General features: G+C 63.4%; 11 protein-coding genes. 5 read left to right on the top strand and 6 right to left on the bottom strand.

The genetic code is table 11. The features are described from left to right. Nucleotides 1–119: 119 nt before the first annotated feature. Nucleotides 120–1291, top strand: a protein-coding gene (locus G7A66_RS07585) for an IS3 family transposase (protein ID WP_174295091.1) whose coding sequence is annotated in 2 segments (ribosomal slippage) — nt 120–372 and nt 372–1291 — 1173 coding nt in all. Because the reading frame shifts where the segments join, the coding sequence is not laid out codon by codon here. A 289-nt stretch (nt 1292–1580) separates the two neighbouring features. On the opposite strand, the gene uvrA is transcribed toward G7A66_RS07585, so the two are convergent. Beyond that, entirely contained in the window at nt 1581–4505 is a 2925-nt protein-coding gene (gene uvrA / locus G7A66_RS07580; protein ID WP_174295090.1) for an excinuclease ABC subunit UvrA, read from the bottom strand. 493 nt (nt 4506–4998) lie between these two features. Between uvrA and G7A66_RS07575 the strand changes: the two genes are divergently transcribed. From G7A66_RS07575 to G7A66_RS07560, 4 genes are all read left to right on the top strand, one after another. Next, nucleotides 4999–5817 carry a lysozyme gene (locus G7A66_RS07575; protein WP_232366732.1) on the top strand — a complete coding sequence of 273 codons (819 nt, stop codon included), beginning with the start codon at nt 4999–5001 and terminating at the stop codon, nt 5815–5817. A 47-nt stretch (nt 5818–5864) separates the two neighbouring features. After that, nucleotides 5865–6476, top strand: coding sequence for an RNA 2',3'-cyclic phosphodiesterase (gene thpR / locus G7A66_RS07570; RefSeq protein ID WP_174295089.1), 612 nt, complete (start codon nt 5865–5867; stop codon nt 6474–6476). A gap of 80 nt (nt 6477–6556) precedes the next feature. After that, complete coding sequence (locus G7A66_RS07565; RefSeq protein ID WP_232366731.1) at nt 6557–7252, top strand: hypothetical protein; 696 nt, start codon at nt 6557–6559, stop codon at nt 7250–7252. A 164-nt stretch (nt 7253–7416) separates the two neighbouring features. Continuing rightward, nucleotides 7417–9663 (top strand): M3 family metallopeptidase, encoded by a 2247-nt coding sequence (locus G7A66_RS07560; protein WP_174295088.1) that lies wholly within the window; start codon nt 7417–7419, stop codon nt 9661–9663. A 21-nt stretch (nt 9664–9684) separates the two neighbouring features. On the opposite strand, the gene G7A66_RS07555 is transcribed toward G7A66_RS07560, so the two are convergent. Genes G7A66_RS07555 through G7A66_RS07535 form a run of 5 tightly spaced genes read right to left on the bottom strand, consistent with a single transcriptional unit; the run spans nt 9685 to nt 14519 of the window. Then, on the bottom strand, nt 9685–9984 hold the full coding sequence (locus G7A66_RS07555) for a GCN5-related N-acetyltransferase (protein ID WP_174295087.1): 300 nt from the start codon (nt 9982–9984) through the stop codon (nt 9685–9687). Further along, on the bottom strand, nt 9981–10754 hold the full coding sequence (locus G7A66_RS07550) for an ABC transporter ATP-binding protein (RefSeq protein ID WP_174295086.1): 774 nt from the start codon (nt 10752–10754) through the stop codon (nt 9981–9983). The genes G7A66_RS07555 and G7A66_RS07550 overlap by 4 nt, the downstream gene beginning before the upstream one ends. Next, nucleotides 10751–11743 (bottom strand): FecCD family ABC transporter permease, encoded by a 993-nt coding sequence (locus G7A66_RS07545; RefSeq protein ID WP_174295085.1) that lies wholly within the window; start codon nt 11741–11743, stop codon nt 10751–10753. The genes G7A66_RS07550 and G7A66_RS07545 overlap by 4 nt, the downstream gene beginning before the upstream one ends. Then, nucleotides 11740–12615, bottom strand: coding sequence for an ABC transporter substrate-binding protein (locus G7A66_RS07540; RefSeq protein ID WP_174295084.1), 876 nt, complete (start codon nt 12613–12615; stop codon nt 11740–11742). Before G7A66_RS07540 ends, G7A66_RS07545 begins: the two co-directional genes overlap by 4 nt. Beyond that, entirely contained in the window at nt 12612–14519 is a 1908-nt protein-coding gene (locus tag G7A66_RS07535; RefSeq protein ID WP_174295083.1) for a TonB-dependent receptor plug domain-containing protein, read from the bottom strand. The genes G7A66_RS07540 and G7A66_RS07535 overlap by 4 nt, the downstream gene beginning before the upstream one ends. Nucleotides 14520–14526: the final 7 nt, after the last annotated feature.

The raw sequence follows: 14526 nt of genomic DNA, 5'->3' as shown, positions 1-14526 counted from the left end.
CTGAGGCATTGCTCCAGCCACTGAGTTGCGGATGTCTCTTAGTTTACGAACACTGACGTGACCCCCTGATTTTCCTCCAAGTTGGATTAGAGTCCGGCCCTGACAGAAGGACGGACGAGATGAAGAGAACGAGGTTTACCGAAGAGCAGATCATTGGCGTGTTGAAGGAAGCGGAGGCGGGTGCGAAGACCGCCGACCTGGCTCGGCGGCACGGAGTGTCGGAAGCGACGATCTACAACTGGAAGTCGAAGTATGGCGGGCTGGAGGTGTCCGATGCCCGGCGGCTCAAGGAGCTGGAGAGCGAAAACGCGAAGCTGAAGCGGTTGCTGGCCGATGCGATGCTGGACAAGGCTGCGCTGAAAGATCTTCTGGCAAAAAAGTTTTGACGCCCGCCGCGCAGCGGGAAGCTGTTGCTCATCTCCAGGCCTGCCACGGAATGAGCGAACGGCGGGCGTGCCGTGTCATGGATGCCGATCGCAAGAGCGTGCGATACCGTTCCACGCGGGACGATAACGCTGGTCTGCGTGAGAAGCTGCGCGAGCTGGCCAACCAGCGTCGCCGGTTCGGCTATCGCCGTTTGCATATCCTGCTGCGCCGGGAAGGGATCATGATCAATCGGAAGAAGACCCAGAGGCTCTACAAGGAGGAAGGGCTGGCAGTGAGGCGACGACGCAGCCGCAGGCGTGCTGTCGGCACGAGGGCTCCTGCTCCGGTTTTGGCTCTGCCGAACCAGCGGTGGAGCCTCGACTTCGTTCATGACCAGATGGCGTCGGGCAGACGGTTCCGGGTGCTCAACGTGGTCGATGATGTGACCAGAGAGTGCCTGGTAGCGGTGCCGGACACGTCGATCTCCGGTCGCCGCGTGGTGCGGGAACTGACCGAGCTGATCGCCCGGCGTGGCAAGCCCGGCATGATCGTCAGCGATAATGGGACCGAACTCACCAGCAATGCGGTGCTGGCATGGTGCGGCGAGATCGGCGTGGAGTGGCATTACATCGCGCCGGGAAGGCCGATGCAGAATGGCTATGTCGAGAGCTTCAATGGCCGGATGCGGGACGAACTGCTCAACGAGACGCTGTTCTTGAGCATGGCTCATGCACGTGTCGAGATCGCTGCCTGGGTAGATGACTACAATCGGGAGCGACCGCATTCATCCCTCGGCTACGCAACACCGGCGGCGTTCGCCGCCGAACTGGATAAGCAATGGCCTGCTTCGCTACGCCCTACGGGCTCCGCTACGCAGCCCATTGCTTCAACCGCGCTCATGCGCAACAAAGCTGTCCGGCTCTAATCCCAGCTGGAGGAAAGCTGGGGGTCATGTCAACCCTAGAGAACTTGATAGGAACGATATACATTGGGTTTGGCGGCCTTATTGGATCTACTTTCGCCGGTGTTAAAGAAGGACTCAAAACATCTGCAAAGATCATCACAGTGACGGTTCTTTTGTCTTCAATTGCAACTAGCGCCTACAATTTATCGCCCTCCGTTAGTAAGGTAATAAATTCGGACTGGCTCGAAAAGGCATCGAAAATCGTCGAAAAGTCGTTAGCATCCTAATGATCTTCCTGCGAGGTGTGGCATCAACTTGCTTCTCGTTCTCTCACTCTCTCCAACATCGGCGCAAGATAGTGCCCCGTGTAGCTGCGCGGCTCTTTCGCCACTTGCTCCGGGGTGCCTTCGGCCACGATCTCGCCGCCGCGGACGCCGCCTCCGGGGCCGAGGTCGAGGATCCAGTCGGCGACCTTGATCACGTCCAGATTATGTTCGATCACCACCACAGAATTGCCCTGGTCCACCAGTCGCTGGAGGACTTCGAGCAATTTCCGCACATCCTCGAAATGCAGGCCCGTCGTCGGCTCGTCCAGAATATACAGCGTCTGCCCCGTGCTGCGGCGGGCGAGTTCCTTCGCCAGTTTCACGCGCTGCGCCTCGCCCCCTGACAGGGTCGTCGCCTGCTGGCCCACCTTGACGTAGCCCAGCCCCACCTCGTTCAGCATCGCCATCCGGTCGCGGATGGGGGGGACGGCCTTGAAGAACTCCTCCGCATCCTCGATCGTCATGTCGAGCACGTCGGCGATGCTCATGCCCTTGAAGCGCACCTCCAGCGTCTCGCGGTTGTAGCGCTTGCCATCGCATTGTTCGCAGGTGACATAGACGTCGGGCAGGAAGTGCATCTCGATCTTGATCAGCCCGTCGCCCTGGCACGCCTCGCACCGGCCGCCCTTCACATTGAAGCTGAACCGCCCCGGCTTGTATCCGCGCGCCTGGGATTCCGGCAGGCCCGCGAACCAGTCGCGGATATTGGTGAAGGCGCCGGTATAGGTCGCCGGGTTCGAACGCGGAGTGCGGCCGATGGGCGACTGGTCGATTTCGATCACCTTGTCGCAATTTTCGAGGCCGGTGATCTTGTCATGCGCTCCGGCGATCACGCGCGCTCCGTTCAGCGCCCGCGCCGCGCCTGCGTGCAGCGTGTCGATGGTGAAGCTGGACTTGCCGCTGCCCGATACGCCGGTGATGCAGGTAAAGGTGCCGAGCGGGATGCTGGCGGTGACGTTCTGCAGATTGTTGGCGCGGGCGTTGTGGACGGTGACCTTCTTGCCGTTGCCCTTGCGGCGCTGTTTGGGGACGGCGATCTCGCGCGTGCCGTTCAGATATTGGGCGGTGAGCGACTTCTTGGATTTCAGCACCTGTTTCAGTGTGCCTTCGGCCACGATCTCTCCGCCATGCACGCCGGCGCCGGGGCCGAGGTCGACCACGTAATCGGCGGTGCGGATCGCGTCCTCGTCATGCTCCACCACGATGACGGTATTGCCGAGGTCGCGCAGGCGCTTCAGCGTTTCGAGCAGGCGGTCGTTGTCGCGCTGGTGCAGGCCGATGCTGGGTTCGTCGAGCACGTAGAGCACGCCCGACAAGCCGCTGCCGATCTGGCTGGCGAGGCGGATGCGCTGGCTCTCGCCGCCCGACAGCGTGCCGCTGGTGCGATTGAGGTTGAGGTAGTCCAGCCCGACATTGTCGAGGAAGCCGAGCCGTTCGTTGATCTCCTTCAGGATGGCACGGGCGATCTGCTGCTGCTGGTTGGTGAGTTTGAGTTCGAGGGTGAGGAACCAGTCCTTCGCATCGGCGACGGACATGCGGGTGGGGCCGGCGATATCCTCGCCCGCGACCTTCACCGCCAGCGCCTCGGGCTTGAGGCGGGCGCCGTGGCAGGTCTCGCAAGGCTGCGCGGTCTGATACTTGCCGAGCTCCTCGCGCATCCAGGCGCTTTCGGTCTGCAGCATGCGGCGGTTGAGATTGCCGATCACGCCCTCGAACGCCTTGTTGACCGTATATTGCTTGCGCCCGTCCTTGAAGGTGAGCGGCACGGGTTTGCCCTTCGTCCCGTGCAGGACGGTGTCGCGCTGCTCCTGCGTCAGGTCCTGCCAAGCGGTGGTCAGGTCGAAATCATAGGCGCTGGCGAGGCTGGAGAGCACCTGCATGTAATAAGGCGACGGCGGGTTGGACTTCGCCCATGGGACCACTGCGCCCTTCTTCAGGGTGAGCGCTTCGTTCGGTACGACAAGCTGCGGGTCGAACAGCATTTTTTCGCCCAGCCCATCGCAAGTGGGGCAGGCCCCCTGCGGCGCATTGAAGGAGAACAGGCGCGGTTCGATCTCCTCGATGGTGAAGCCGGACACCGGGCAGGCGAAGCGTTCGGAGAAGACGATGCGGTTCGCTGGAAGGCCTGCGCCTTTCATCTGCCCACCGTCGGCACCTGCGCCGTCTGCCACGCGTCCTGGCACGACGCCGTCGGCCAGGTCGGCATAGGCGAGGCCGTCGGCCAGCTTCAGCGCGGTTTCGAAACTGTCGGCCAGGCGGGTCTGGATGCCGTCTTTGACCGCCAGCCGGTCGACGACAACTTCAATGTCGTGCTTGAACTTCTTGTCGAGAGCGGGCGCTTCCTCGATGGCATAGAGTTCGCCATCGATGCGCACGCGGGTGAAGCCGGCTTTCTGCCATTCGGCCAGTTCGCGGCGGTATTCGCCCTTGCGGCCCCGCACTACCGGCGCGAGCAGATAGAGCCGCGTGCCTTCGGGCAGCTCCATCACCCGGTCGACCATGGTGGAGACGGTCTGCGCCTCGATCGGTTCACCGGTAACGGGCGAATAGGGAATTCCGACCCGCGCCCAGAGCAGGCGCATATAGTCGTAGATCTCGGTGACCGTCGCCACCGTGGAGCGCGGATTGCGCGAGGTGGTCTTCTGTTCGATGCTGATCGCAGGACTTAAACCGTCGATATGTTCGACATCCGGCTTCTGCATCATCTCGAGGAACTGCCGGGCGTAGGCCGACAGGCTTTCGACATAGCGGCGCTGCCCTTCGGCATAGATCGTGTCGAAAGCGAGGCTGGATTTGCCCGATCCCGAAAGCCCGGTGATGACGATCAGCGCATCCCGTGGCAGGTCGATATCCACGCCCTTGAGGTTATGTTCGCGCGCGCCGCGCACGGAAATCTTGGTTAAGGCCATGAAGGGCGTGTTCCGCAAATGTTCGGTTGGGTCAAGTGCGCCGAATGCGCTCCGCGCGATGTGGGCGCTGGGCATGACATTTCAACCGGAAGGGCCGCAGGCGACGCCCGGCGGCGGCGAGTGGCGAGCGGATCCGCACGGACGTACACCGTGATTTTCTGAACCGCAGGTTGCTGAAATGTAAGGTATATTTACATCCGGCGCCTGCCTGGATCGTTCGTCCTTGCTATGCAACGGCTGGTCCCGCGCGCTCTTACAAATGCGAAAAGACCTCCGATTTCCAGTAGAGCGAAACCGCCAGCCGGTCCTCCGACAGGACGAAATCCGGACCTATTGCCGTCATTGTCCGTTGATTGGGCAGAGGGGCAGAACATGCCGGGCCGCACAAAGACCAGTGAGGCCAGAACGCCGATTGGCAGACCAGCGATCGAAATCGCGGCTTTCAGGAAATCAGCAGATACGGGGTAGAACCATTAGTACTTTGAACATCAACATGCCGGAAATGCGAACTGCGCCGGGGCTTTCGACCCCGACCGGCCTCGACCGCGCCATGGCGCTGATCGTCAAATTGCGGCTGCGGGCGCGCGATGCTGGCCGCGAGCGGATCCAGCGCGATGCTACGATCCAGCGCGATGCTACGGTTGCCGGCAAAGGCAGTTCGGGTAGGAAAAGCCCTGCGGACAAGCTTCGCGGCGTTGGTCGCCGGAAATCCGCCGTCATGGCGCTGTCGGCAGGGGCAATGGGCCTTGCTGCCTTCACCACCCAGCCGACGGAGAGCCAGAAGCAGACGGCTCATGCGGCGCCGATGGTGCAGGATCTTCGCCAGAACGCGCACTTAATGAAAACCAGCGAGAGCTTCAAGGAAGCGCTGGTGCAGGAAGAAGGCGTACGCCTCACCGTCTACCGTGACGTCGCAGGGTACCCGACAGTAGGCGTCGGCCATCTGGTGACGCCGGCCGACAATCTGTCGGTCGGCCAGCGGATCAGCTATGACCAGGTCATCGCTTTCCTCGAAGCCGACCTCGCCAAGGCAGAAGCCGCCGTAGCACGGCTGGTCGGCGGGCTTGCCCTGCACCAGCATGAATTCGATGCGCTGGTCGATCTCGTCTACAATGTCGGTGAAGGCAATGTCAGCGAAAGTGAGAGCCCGCGCCTGAACGCAGCAATCCAGGCAGGCGATTATGACGGAATCGCAAGAGAACTCGACTATACCCATGCCGGCGGTCAGGTGGCAGGCGGCCTCGTGAACCGCAGCGAACGCCGCATGGCGATCTTCATGGAAGCCAATTACGAAGACCCCCGCCTGGCCTGATCGCAGGGGCGGCTTGGGTCGAGAGCCTGAGTCGAGGTATCGCAAGAGTGCACAGGATCTTCATCGGCATACGCCCTCCGCCGCCCACCCGCGATCTCCTGATAGATACGATGGACGGTGTTGACGCGGCGCGTTGGCAGGATGAGGATCAGCTTCACCTGACCCTCCGCTTCGCCGGTGAATGCGAAACGCCGCAGGCCAACGATCTTGCCGATGCGCTGACGAATGTCACGATGCCGGCTTTCGAATTGCAGATTGCCGGCACCGGCTTCTTTACGCGCAAGGGAGCGGTTCGCGCCCTGTGGGCGGGACTTGCCCCCTCCCCCGAATTGCACCGCCTGCAGCACAAGGTAGAGCGCGTTTGCCAGTCTGTCGGCCTGCCTCCGGAAACACGCAAATCCACGCCGCATATCACCCTCGCCCGGATGAACACCATGAGCGGCGATGCGGCAGAGTGGCTGGCGCGATGGGGAAATCTGCGCAGTTCACCCTTCACCGTCGATGCAATGACCCTGTTCGAGAGCCATCTACGCGACGCGGGCTCAGCCTATGAGACAGTGCTCAAGATTTCACTGCCCGGAGAGACTGGGTCGGAAGCGCCCTTCGACGAGGCAGATTTCGAACAATCCGGGGCAACTCAGGCGGGTTCCGTGCGTTGATTCAAGAGCGGCACGAGCAATTCGGCCGCAGCTTTCCGCGATCCGCCGCCCCGCTTCACAATTTGCCGACAAAGGATATCATGAGAAATCGCCTGCAGCCACCGCGCCCCCATCTGCCCAACTGGCGGAATGGTCTTCCGGCGCTTCTTCCAGCCTTGCTGCTCGCAGCCTGCGGACAGGCGCCGCCCGCCACTCCGCCCGAGCGGGCGACATCGGCGCGGGATGCGATACTCGCCTCTGCCACCCAGAGCCCTGCGGAGGATTGCCTGCTTCTCGTCTGGGAAAGACAGGCCGCCAACGGAGCCGCTCCCGATACGGATTTCGACCGGGCCAATGACCGGGCAGAAGGCGGCGCGATCTCCTGCGCAACGGGATCGTCCCCCAGCCAGTTCGAAGCTGCGCTGGAGACAATCCGAACCGCTGCAAGGCGCGGCGACAAGGCAGCCATATTGCACGAGGTCGGCATTCCCGTCCTCCACATCGATGCCGAGGGCAACCGCCGCGAACTGACCGCGCAGGCGGACGTCGATGCCGCTTTCGACGAGGTGTTCGACGCGGGCATTCTGGACATGATGAAGACCGTCGATCTGGACGACATGGCGGTGGTGGAAGGCAAAGGCGGCTATTTCGAACTGGGCTCGCTCTGGCTGGTGGTGCCGGAACCCGGCGAGCGGCCCAAGATCGTCACCGTGAACAGGCAGGCGCTCGGCGAAGCAGCGAGCGCGGCGAGCCAGCAGGCTGACGCGGGCGGAGGGCGTGACCTTCCGGCACAATGAGCCGCCCTGAGTGATCGGGCGCCGGCTGACGGTTACAAAAGAAACCGATTGGCCTTTTCGACGTTTATCGGGCAATCGGGATCTGCGCGACTTCAGCGTGCATACATGCGCGCCCAGCTAAGGTCTTGCACTGTAACGATAATGACGACTTGGACGGAGACGATATGAAAGCCCAGTATATGGCCGCAGCCGCAATTGGCGCGCTGCTCGGAGGATGCACCACGATGAACGACATGGACATGGCCTCCGCCCAGACGAATGAAGTTCTGCCCGGCACCGAGGCAGGGCCTTTCGAAAACGCCGATATCCCTGCGGGTACCGGCTATTTCGCCGCCGACAGCACGCTGCCTTTCCTGGCGCCCGACTTCAACCAGATCCAGCCTGCCGATTTCCGCCCCGCTTTCGAGCAGGCGATGCAGATTCACGCTGCCGAGGTTGCGGCCATCGCGAACAATCCCGCGCCCGCGACTTTCGCCAACACCATCGTACCGCTTGAAACATCGGGCCGTATGCTGAACCGCGTCGCGTCCGTGTTCTACGCGCTGACCGGCGCAAACACCAACGACACGCTCGATGCGATCGATGCCGAGATCAGCCCTGCGCTCTCCGCGCATTCCGACGCGATCCAGCTGAACCCGCAGCTTTTCCAGCGGGTCAAGGCGGTTTACGACAATCGCGCCGCGATGGCGATGGTGCCCGAAGATGCCAAGCTGCTGGAGGAAACCTACGAGCAGATGGTCCATGCCGGCGCGATGCTGAACGAGGCGCAGAAGGCCGAGGTCAAACAGATAAATTCGCGGCTGTCGACGCTGACGACCGAATTTTCGCAATTGCTGACCAAGGCGACGAATGAGAATGCGCTCGTGGCCGACGATGCCTCGCTGCTGCAGGGCCTGTCGCCCGCAACCATCGAGGCGGCCTCCAAGGCTGCTGCCGAACGCGGATTGCCGGGTAAGTACGTGATCGCCCTGCAGAACACGACGCAGCAGCCGCTGCTGCCTGAGATGGAGAACCGCGACGCGCGTGAGGCTCTGTTCATGGCCAGCATCAATCGCGCCAATCGCGGCGATGCCAACGACACCCGCGCGATGGTGGCGGAAATCTCCGCATTGCGGGCGCGCAAGGCCGCCCTGTTCGGCCAGCCCGACTGGGCAAGCTATGTCATGTACGACCGCATGGCGAAGAACCCCCGCACGGCCATCGACTTCATGGAAGCCATGGTCCCCGCTCTCGCCGCGACCCAGCGGCGCGAGGCAGAGGTGCTGAACGCGGCCATCCGTGCCGAAGGCGGCGACTTCGAAGTGCAGCCCTGGGACTGGGACCGGTACGCCGAAAAGGTTCGCAAGGCGCGCTACGACCTCGATGAAAACGCAGTGAAGCCCTATTTCGAAGTCGAGAACGTCCTAGAAAACGGCGTGTTCTACGCTGCCAACCAGCTTTACGGCCTGAATTTCGAACAGCGCACCGACCTGCCGGTCTATCATCCCGACGTCACTACCTACACCGTGTTCGACCGCGACGGATCGGAACTGGGCCTGTTCTATTTTGACCCCTATCAGCGCGACAGCAAGCGCGGCGGGGCGTGGATGTCGAACTTCGTCGACCAGTCCAAGCTGTATGACACCAAGCCGGTCATCTACAATGTGCTGAACATCCCCGAGGCACCCGAGGGCGAGCCGCAGCTGGTCAGCTTCGACAATGTGCAGACCATGTTCCACGAATTCGGCCACGCGCTGCACGGCTTCTTCGCGGACCAGACTTATGCCTCGCTTTCGGGCACGGCCACGGCGCGGGACTTCGTCGAATACCCCAGCCAGGTGAACGAGATGTGGGCGACCGATCCCAAGGTGCTGGCGAATTATGCCAAGCATTACCAGACGGGCGAAACCATCCCGGCCGAACTGATCACCAAGATCGAGGAAGCCGCGCAATTCAACCAGGGTTATGCCCTGGGCGAAACGATGGAGGCGGCGCTGCTCGACATGAAGTGGCATTCGCTCAGCGCGGCCGAGGCAGCTGCCATCGACACGCCGGAGGAAGTGAGCGCATTCGAAGCGCGTTCGCTGGGCGAGCTCGGCCTTGAAACGGAACTGGTGCCGCCGCGCTATCGCAGCCCCTATTTCCGCCACATCTTCAGCAGCCCCGCCGGTTATTCGGCAGGCTACTATTCCTATCTGTGGACGGAAATGCTGGACCGCGACAGCCGCCAGTGGTTCCGCAACAATGGCGGTCTGACCCGCGCGAATGGCGACCATTTCCGCGAAACCGTGCTCAGCCGCGGCGGGACGATGGATTATCTCCAGATGTTCGAGAACTTCGCCGGACGCCAGCCCGACGTGCAGCCGATGCTGGAAGCGCGCGGCCTGGTCGGTAACGATCCGAAGCCGAACCTCGCCGACGAAACCGGCTGAGGTAGAACACTCCCAATCGGGTCAGCGGGGCAATGATTTGCCCCGCCAGACCAGCGAGCGGCGGTTGAGAGCGGCGAGGTCTTCCTCCCCTTTCGCCGCCGCTTCGCCGAGGGCGACAGCTTTCGCGAGCTGTTCGTCGCTTGCGTTGCGATAGGCAGGCGGGCGAATGACATCGCGCCATGCCATGCCAACTGCATTGTCGAGCAGGATGCGCTGGAAACAATGATCGAGATGAACTGGCCAGCCCTGCTCGCGCGCCATGCCCGGCAATTCTTCCCGCGTGAGCGAAAACCAGCGCGCCTCCAGTTCCTCGCGGGTCATCGGGCAGGTCCGTTGGACAGCGCGAAGCGGCCTTCGCTTCCCAGCCATTCGCATTCTACGCCCCAGACGCGGCGAATGATTGAAGGGTCGAGAGCCACCCCGCCGGCTCCATCTGCCGCCACATGTCCCTGATCGAGCACCACGACGCGATCGGCATGGTTCATCGCCAGTGCCAAATCATGCAGAACCAGCACCACCCCCGCCCCGCCCCGCGCGGCGTGCCCGAGGTGGCGGATGAGGCTGTCCTGATGAGCAATGTCCAGCGCCGCCAGCGGTTCATCCGCCAATATCCACGCAGGCGTTCCCGCCAGCACACGCGCCAGCAAGGCACGGGCGCGTTCGCCACCTGAAAGCTGCGAGACTGGCCGGTCGGCGAAGGGCAGCAGATCCAGTGCCTTCATAGCCTGGTGAACGGCCCCTTGTCCGGCGGGGTGATCGGCATCACGGTGCGGCATGCGCCCCAGCTTGACCAGGTTGCGCACCGCAACGTCCCAGGCGATCTCGGCAGCTTGCGGCAGATACCCGACACGCCGGGCGCGTTCCAGAGCAGCGATATCGGCAAGCGCCCTGCCGCCAAGCAGGACGTTGCCGCTTGCTGGCCTGTTCAGCCCTGCCAGGGCTTCGAGAAGCGTCGATTTTCCCGCGCCATTCGGGCCGCAAATGGCTGTGATCGTGCCCTGTTCCAACCGCAGCGATACATCGTCGAGGACGCGCCGTCCGCCGCGCGTGACTGAAAGGCCCGCGGCTTCCAGTCCGAGCGACGCGCTCATGTCAGCCGCCTGCGCATCTGCAGCAGCAGCCACAGGAAGAAAGGCGCGCCGATCAGGCTGAGCGCGATGCCGAGCCGCAACTCCGTCACAAGCGGCAGGATGCGGCAGATGCTATCCGCCACCAGCACCAGCAGCGCACCGGCAAGCGCGCTCGGCACGATCAGGCTGGACGGCTTCTGATCGGTCAGCGGGCGAACCAGATGCGGCACGATCAGCCCGACGAAGCCGACGATGCCCGCCACCGCCACTCCGCTGCCGACGGTCAGGCCGACACCAACGATCAGCAGCGCCTGCAATCGCGCCGGATTCATGCCCATCGACCTGGCAGCCGCTTCCCCGAGGATGAGCGCGTCCAGCCCCTTTCCGGCGAGGATCAGACACGCGATCCCCACCACCGTCAGCGGCAGGGCGATCCAGAAATCACCCCAGCTGCGATCGGTCAGCGCGCCCATCAGCCAACTGACGATCTCCGACATGGCGAAGGCGTTGGGCGCAAGGCTGATGGCAAGGCTTGTCAGCGCTCCCGCAAGGCTGGCGATCATCATGCCCGCCAGCGTGAACAGGGCGATGCCTCCCGTGCGCCCGGCGATGAGCGAGAGCAGTGCCATCGCCCCGCCCGCTCCGACAAGGGCGAAGATCGGCACCAGCAAGCCGGTCGAGGCGAAAGGGAGGGCCGCGCCAAACCACAGGCAGATGACGGCACCCAAAGCTGCGCCCGGCGCGATGCCGAACAGGCCCGGGTCCGCCAGCGGGTTGCGAAGGTAGCCTTGCATGGCGGCCCCGGCAGCACCCAGCCCGGCACCGATCACAAGCGCCAGCAGGCCGCGCGGCAGGCGCAGTTCAGCGAGGATCACCGACGCGTTCGGCGTGCTGGCAGGATCGATCCAGACCCGGCCAGCGAGCAGCGACAGCGGAAGGGCCGCGCAAATCAGCAGGGCGAGCAGCAAATTGGGGCGGTGCAAAAGACCGGGTTTGGCCGGCAGCGTCATGTGCCCGGCATCTCCGCACGAATAGCTGCGAGCCGCCCAGCCGCCCGGACGATGGTTGGCCCGCCGCAGTACAGTAGCGCAGGATCGAAACGGGCGTGGTGCATGCTGTCCATCTCCGCTAGCGAAGGATGCCGCTGCATTCGCTCCTGCCCCGCCACAAGCACCAGATCCGGCGGATCGGCAAGCAGGCGCTCGAGCGGCAGGTAATCGGCCTGCCCCATGCCTTGCTCCGCGCTGTAGCTGGTAAAGCCGGTGCGCCGCATCAATTCGCTGACCAGCGCATTGTCGCCCGGTACGATGCCGCCCGGCTGCCACAGGATCGTTCGTACGGGCGGCTGATCCTTGGCCGGTTCGGCGGCGGTGAGAACGTTCTCGATGCGGGCGGCGAGCCTCTCTCCATCCTCTCCGTGCCCTGCAACATTCGCCACATCGCGCACCTGCGCCAAGCTCTCGGCCACGCTGCTAGCGATGCCGAAAGTCTCGACGCGGATACCGAGATTGTTGAACGCGGCGCGAGCCGCGGGAGGCAGGAAGGCACCGGCGACAACGATGTCGGGGTCCAGCGCCAGCACCTCCTCGACCGTACCGCCGGTTGCGGGGAAACGCATCGCCACAGGCAGATCCATCGACGTCGCCCGGGGATCGTGGCTGTAATGCGAAATGGCAAGCAGTTGCGCCGGATCCGCCACTTCCGCGAGGATCGCGTCCGTGCAGGGATTGAGGCTGACGATTGTCGGCAGGGGCGGTGCAGCTTCTGCCGCCTGCGCCGGGGTGCGTGAGAGGCCAGGTGCCGTAGCGGCCGCATCGGGCGGCGCACAGGCAGCGATCTGCACCGTCAGCGCGGCGAGGATGAGGGCGGCGGCGTGCCTCATAACCGCAACCGCGCACCGACATAGGCGGCCCGCCCCTGCGTCGCGTAGCCTGCTACCTCGACATAATCCGCATCGGTGACATTCTCTACCCTGCCGAACAGTTCGAAACTGTCGCCGAAGGGCAGGCTGGCGCGAATGTCGGCCAGTGCATAGCCGTCCAGCGGGACGAGATTGCCCGCATCGTCGAAGCTGTCACCGACCAGCCGGATGTCCCCGCCCAGCACCAGCCCGAGCGGCGTCTGCCAATCGGCACTGACGGTCAGCGCGTGCATGGGTCTCCGGGCCAGTTCGTTACCGAATGCGCTGCTGTCCGGGGTGCGGTTTTCCATGTCGATATAGGCGTAGACGAGGCCGAAGCGGGTATTTGCGTCCGGTGCGATGCTGCCTTCCACCTCCACGCCCTGCGCCCGTGCTTCACCGATATTGTCGTATGTGCCGAAGGGACGGTCGACGCAGATCGGCGCGGCGGAACCGAAACAGGAAACGAAGTCGATCAGATCCTTGCTGTCGCGGCGGAAGGCTGTGATCGCGGCGAAGAACGCCTCATCATGCGCTCCGTATTCCAGCCCAGCATCGTAGGATGTGCTGCGTTCGGGCTGCAAGGCGCGATTGCCTAAGTCGGACAGCAACTGGAACAGCGTGGGCACCTTGAATCCCTCGCCATAGGATGCACGAACGCGAAGATCAGGTGCGATGGAGTAGGCCGCATTGGCGCCAAGGCTCCATTCTCCGCCGAAGCGCGAATGATCGTCGTAGCGCGCGCCGCCGGCGATGGTCAGGCGCGCTCCGTAATGGCCGACCAGCGCATGCAGGCTGCGCAACTCGGCAGAGCCTTCGGTGGCAGCGAAACCGTCATCGGCACGAAAGTCGGTCCACTCGTAATCGCCGCCGAAATCGAGCGCGAATGGTCCGGGCAAACTGAGGCGGCCGAAGGTTTCCGCGCGAATGGACCGTCCATCGGTCCGGTAATACGGTTCCGGTCCGACCGCTTCGTCGACAAGGTCGCGGCTGATGTCGGAAAGAGCAATTCCGCTGCGCAGCGTCAGCGCTTTGCCAAGATAATCCGCGCCGATGCGGCCCGAAATCTCGCGCTGGTCCTGCCGCTCGAGCGTATCGGCAAAGGTGAAGGCTGGCGCAGGGAAGCCATCGATCTCAAGTTCCGAATGGGCATAACGGCCATTAGCGTTTAGCGAAACGCCGCCGCCGAGTCTTACGTCCAAGCGTCCCGTGGCGTTGTACTGGCGGAAGCCATCTGCCTCCGTTCCCGCAGCGGCGGAAGAAGAGCCTGCTTCATTGACATAGCCTCCGCCAAATGTTGCCGAGAGCGCGCCGTGGTCGATGCCATAGGCCAGATTGCCGCTGTACCGCTCGTCGCCGCCATATTCCGCATCGGCTTCGAGGCCCGCAGCGCGCCTCGTGGTCAGGTTCATCACCCCGCCAAGCGCATCGGAACCCCAGATCACGGAGCTTGATCCGCGCAGCAATTCGACGCTTTCGACCGCTCCGCCCATCAATCCGCCGAAATCATAGCCGCCGCCGGGGCTGGAGACGTCATTCACCCGTACGCCGTCGACCAGCACCAGCACCTGTTCCGCCCCGGCCCCGCGCACTCTGACGCCGGTGAAGCCACCCAGCCCACCGTTGCGGGTCAGCGTGACACCCGGCAGCCGCCGCAGGGCACGCGACAGGTCAGGGCCCTGGACAGAATCCAGCACCTCTCGGGTCAGAACGGTGATCGCCTGCCCGGTACGGTCGGCGGCATCGGGTAAGCCGGTGGCGACGACGATCAGCTCGTCCTCGGCTGCCTCTTCGAGTTCGGCACCTGACGGCGTATCCTGCGCCAAGGCAGGCGCGGCAATGGCGAGAGCGGATAGAGAAACAAATGAAATGAGAAATTTGCGCATGATACTT

The sequence above is a fragment of the Alteripontixanthobacter muriae genome (genome assembly GCF_013336795.1).
In the GTDB taxonomy this organism is placed as follows: Bacteria; Pseudomonadota; Alphaproteobacteria; order Sphingomonadales; family Sphingomonadaceae; genus Pseudopontixanthobacter; species Pseudopontixanthobacter muriae.
The sequence above is the reverse complement of the archived record's forward strand: the minus strand, read 5'-3'. Positions and strand labels throughout refer to the sequence as shown.

Coding starts and splice junctions, on each gene's coding strand:
- uvrA (WP_174295090.1), bottom strand. CDS start 4,505: ATGGCCTTAACCAAGATTTCCGTGCGCGGCGCGCGCGAACATAACCTC.
- G7A66_RS07575 (WP_232366732.1), top strand. CDS start 4,999: ATGCCGGAAATGCGAACTGCGCCGGGGCTTTCGACCCCGACCGGCCTC.
- G7A66_RS07565 (WP_232366731.1), top strand. CDS start 6,557: ATGAGAAATCGCCTGCAGCCACCGCGCCCCCATCTGCCCAACTGGCGG.
- G7A66_RS07560 (WP_174295088.1), top strand. CDS start 7,417: ATGAAAGCCCAGTATATGGCCGCAGCCGCAATTGGCGCGCTGCTCGGA.
- G7A66_RS07555 (WP_174295087.1), bottom strand. CDS start 9,984: ATGACCCGCGAGGAACTGGAGGCGCGCTGGTTTTCGCTCACGCGGGAA.
- G7A66_RS07550 (WP_174295086.1), bottom strand. CDS start 10,754: ATGAGCGCGTCGCTCGGACTGGAAGCCGCGGGCCTTTCAGTCACGCGC.
- G7A66_RS07545 (WP_174295085.1), bottom strand. CDS start 11,743: ATGACGCTGCCGGCCAAACCCGGTCTTTTGCACCGCCCCAATTTGCTG.
- G7A66_RS07540 (WP_174295084.1), bottom strand. CDS start 12,615: ATGAGGCACGCCGCCGCCCTCATCCTCGCCGCGCTGACGGTGCAGATC.
- G7A66_RS07535 (WP_174295083.1), bottom strand. CDS start 14,519: ATGCGCAAATTTCTCATTTCATTTGTTTCTCTATCCGCTCTCGCCATT.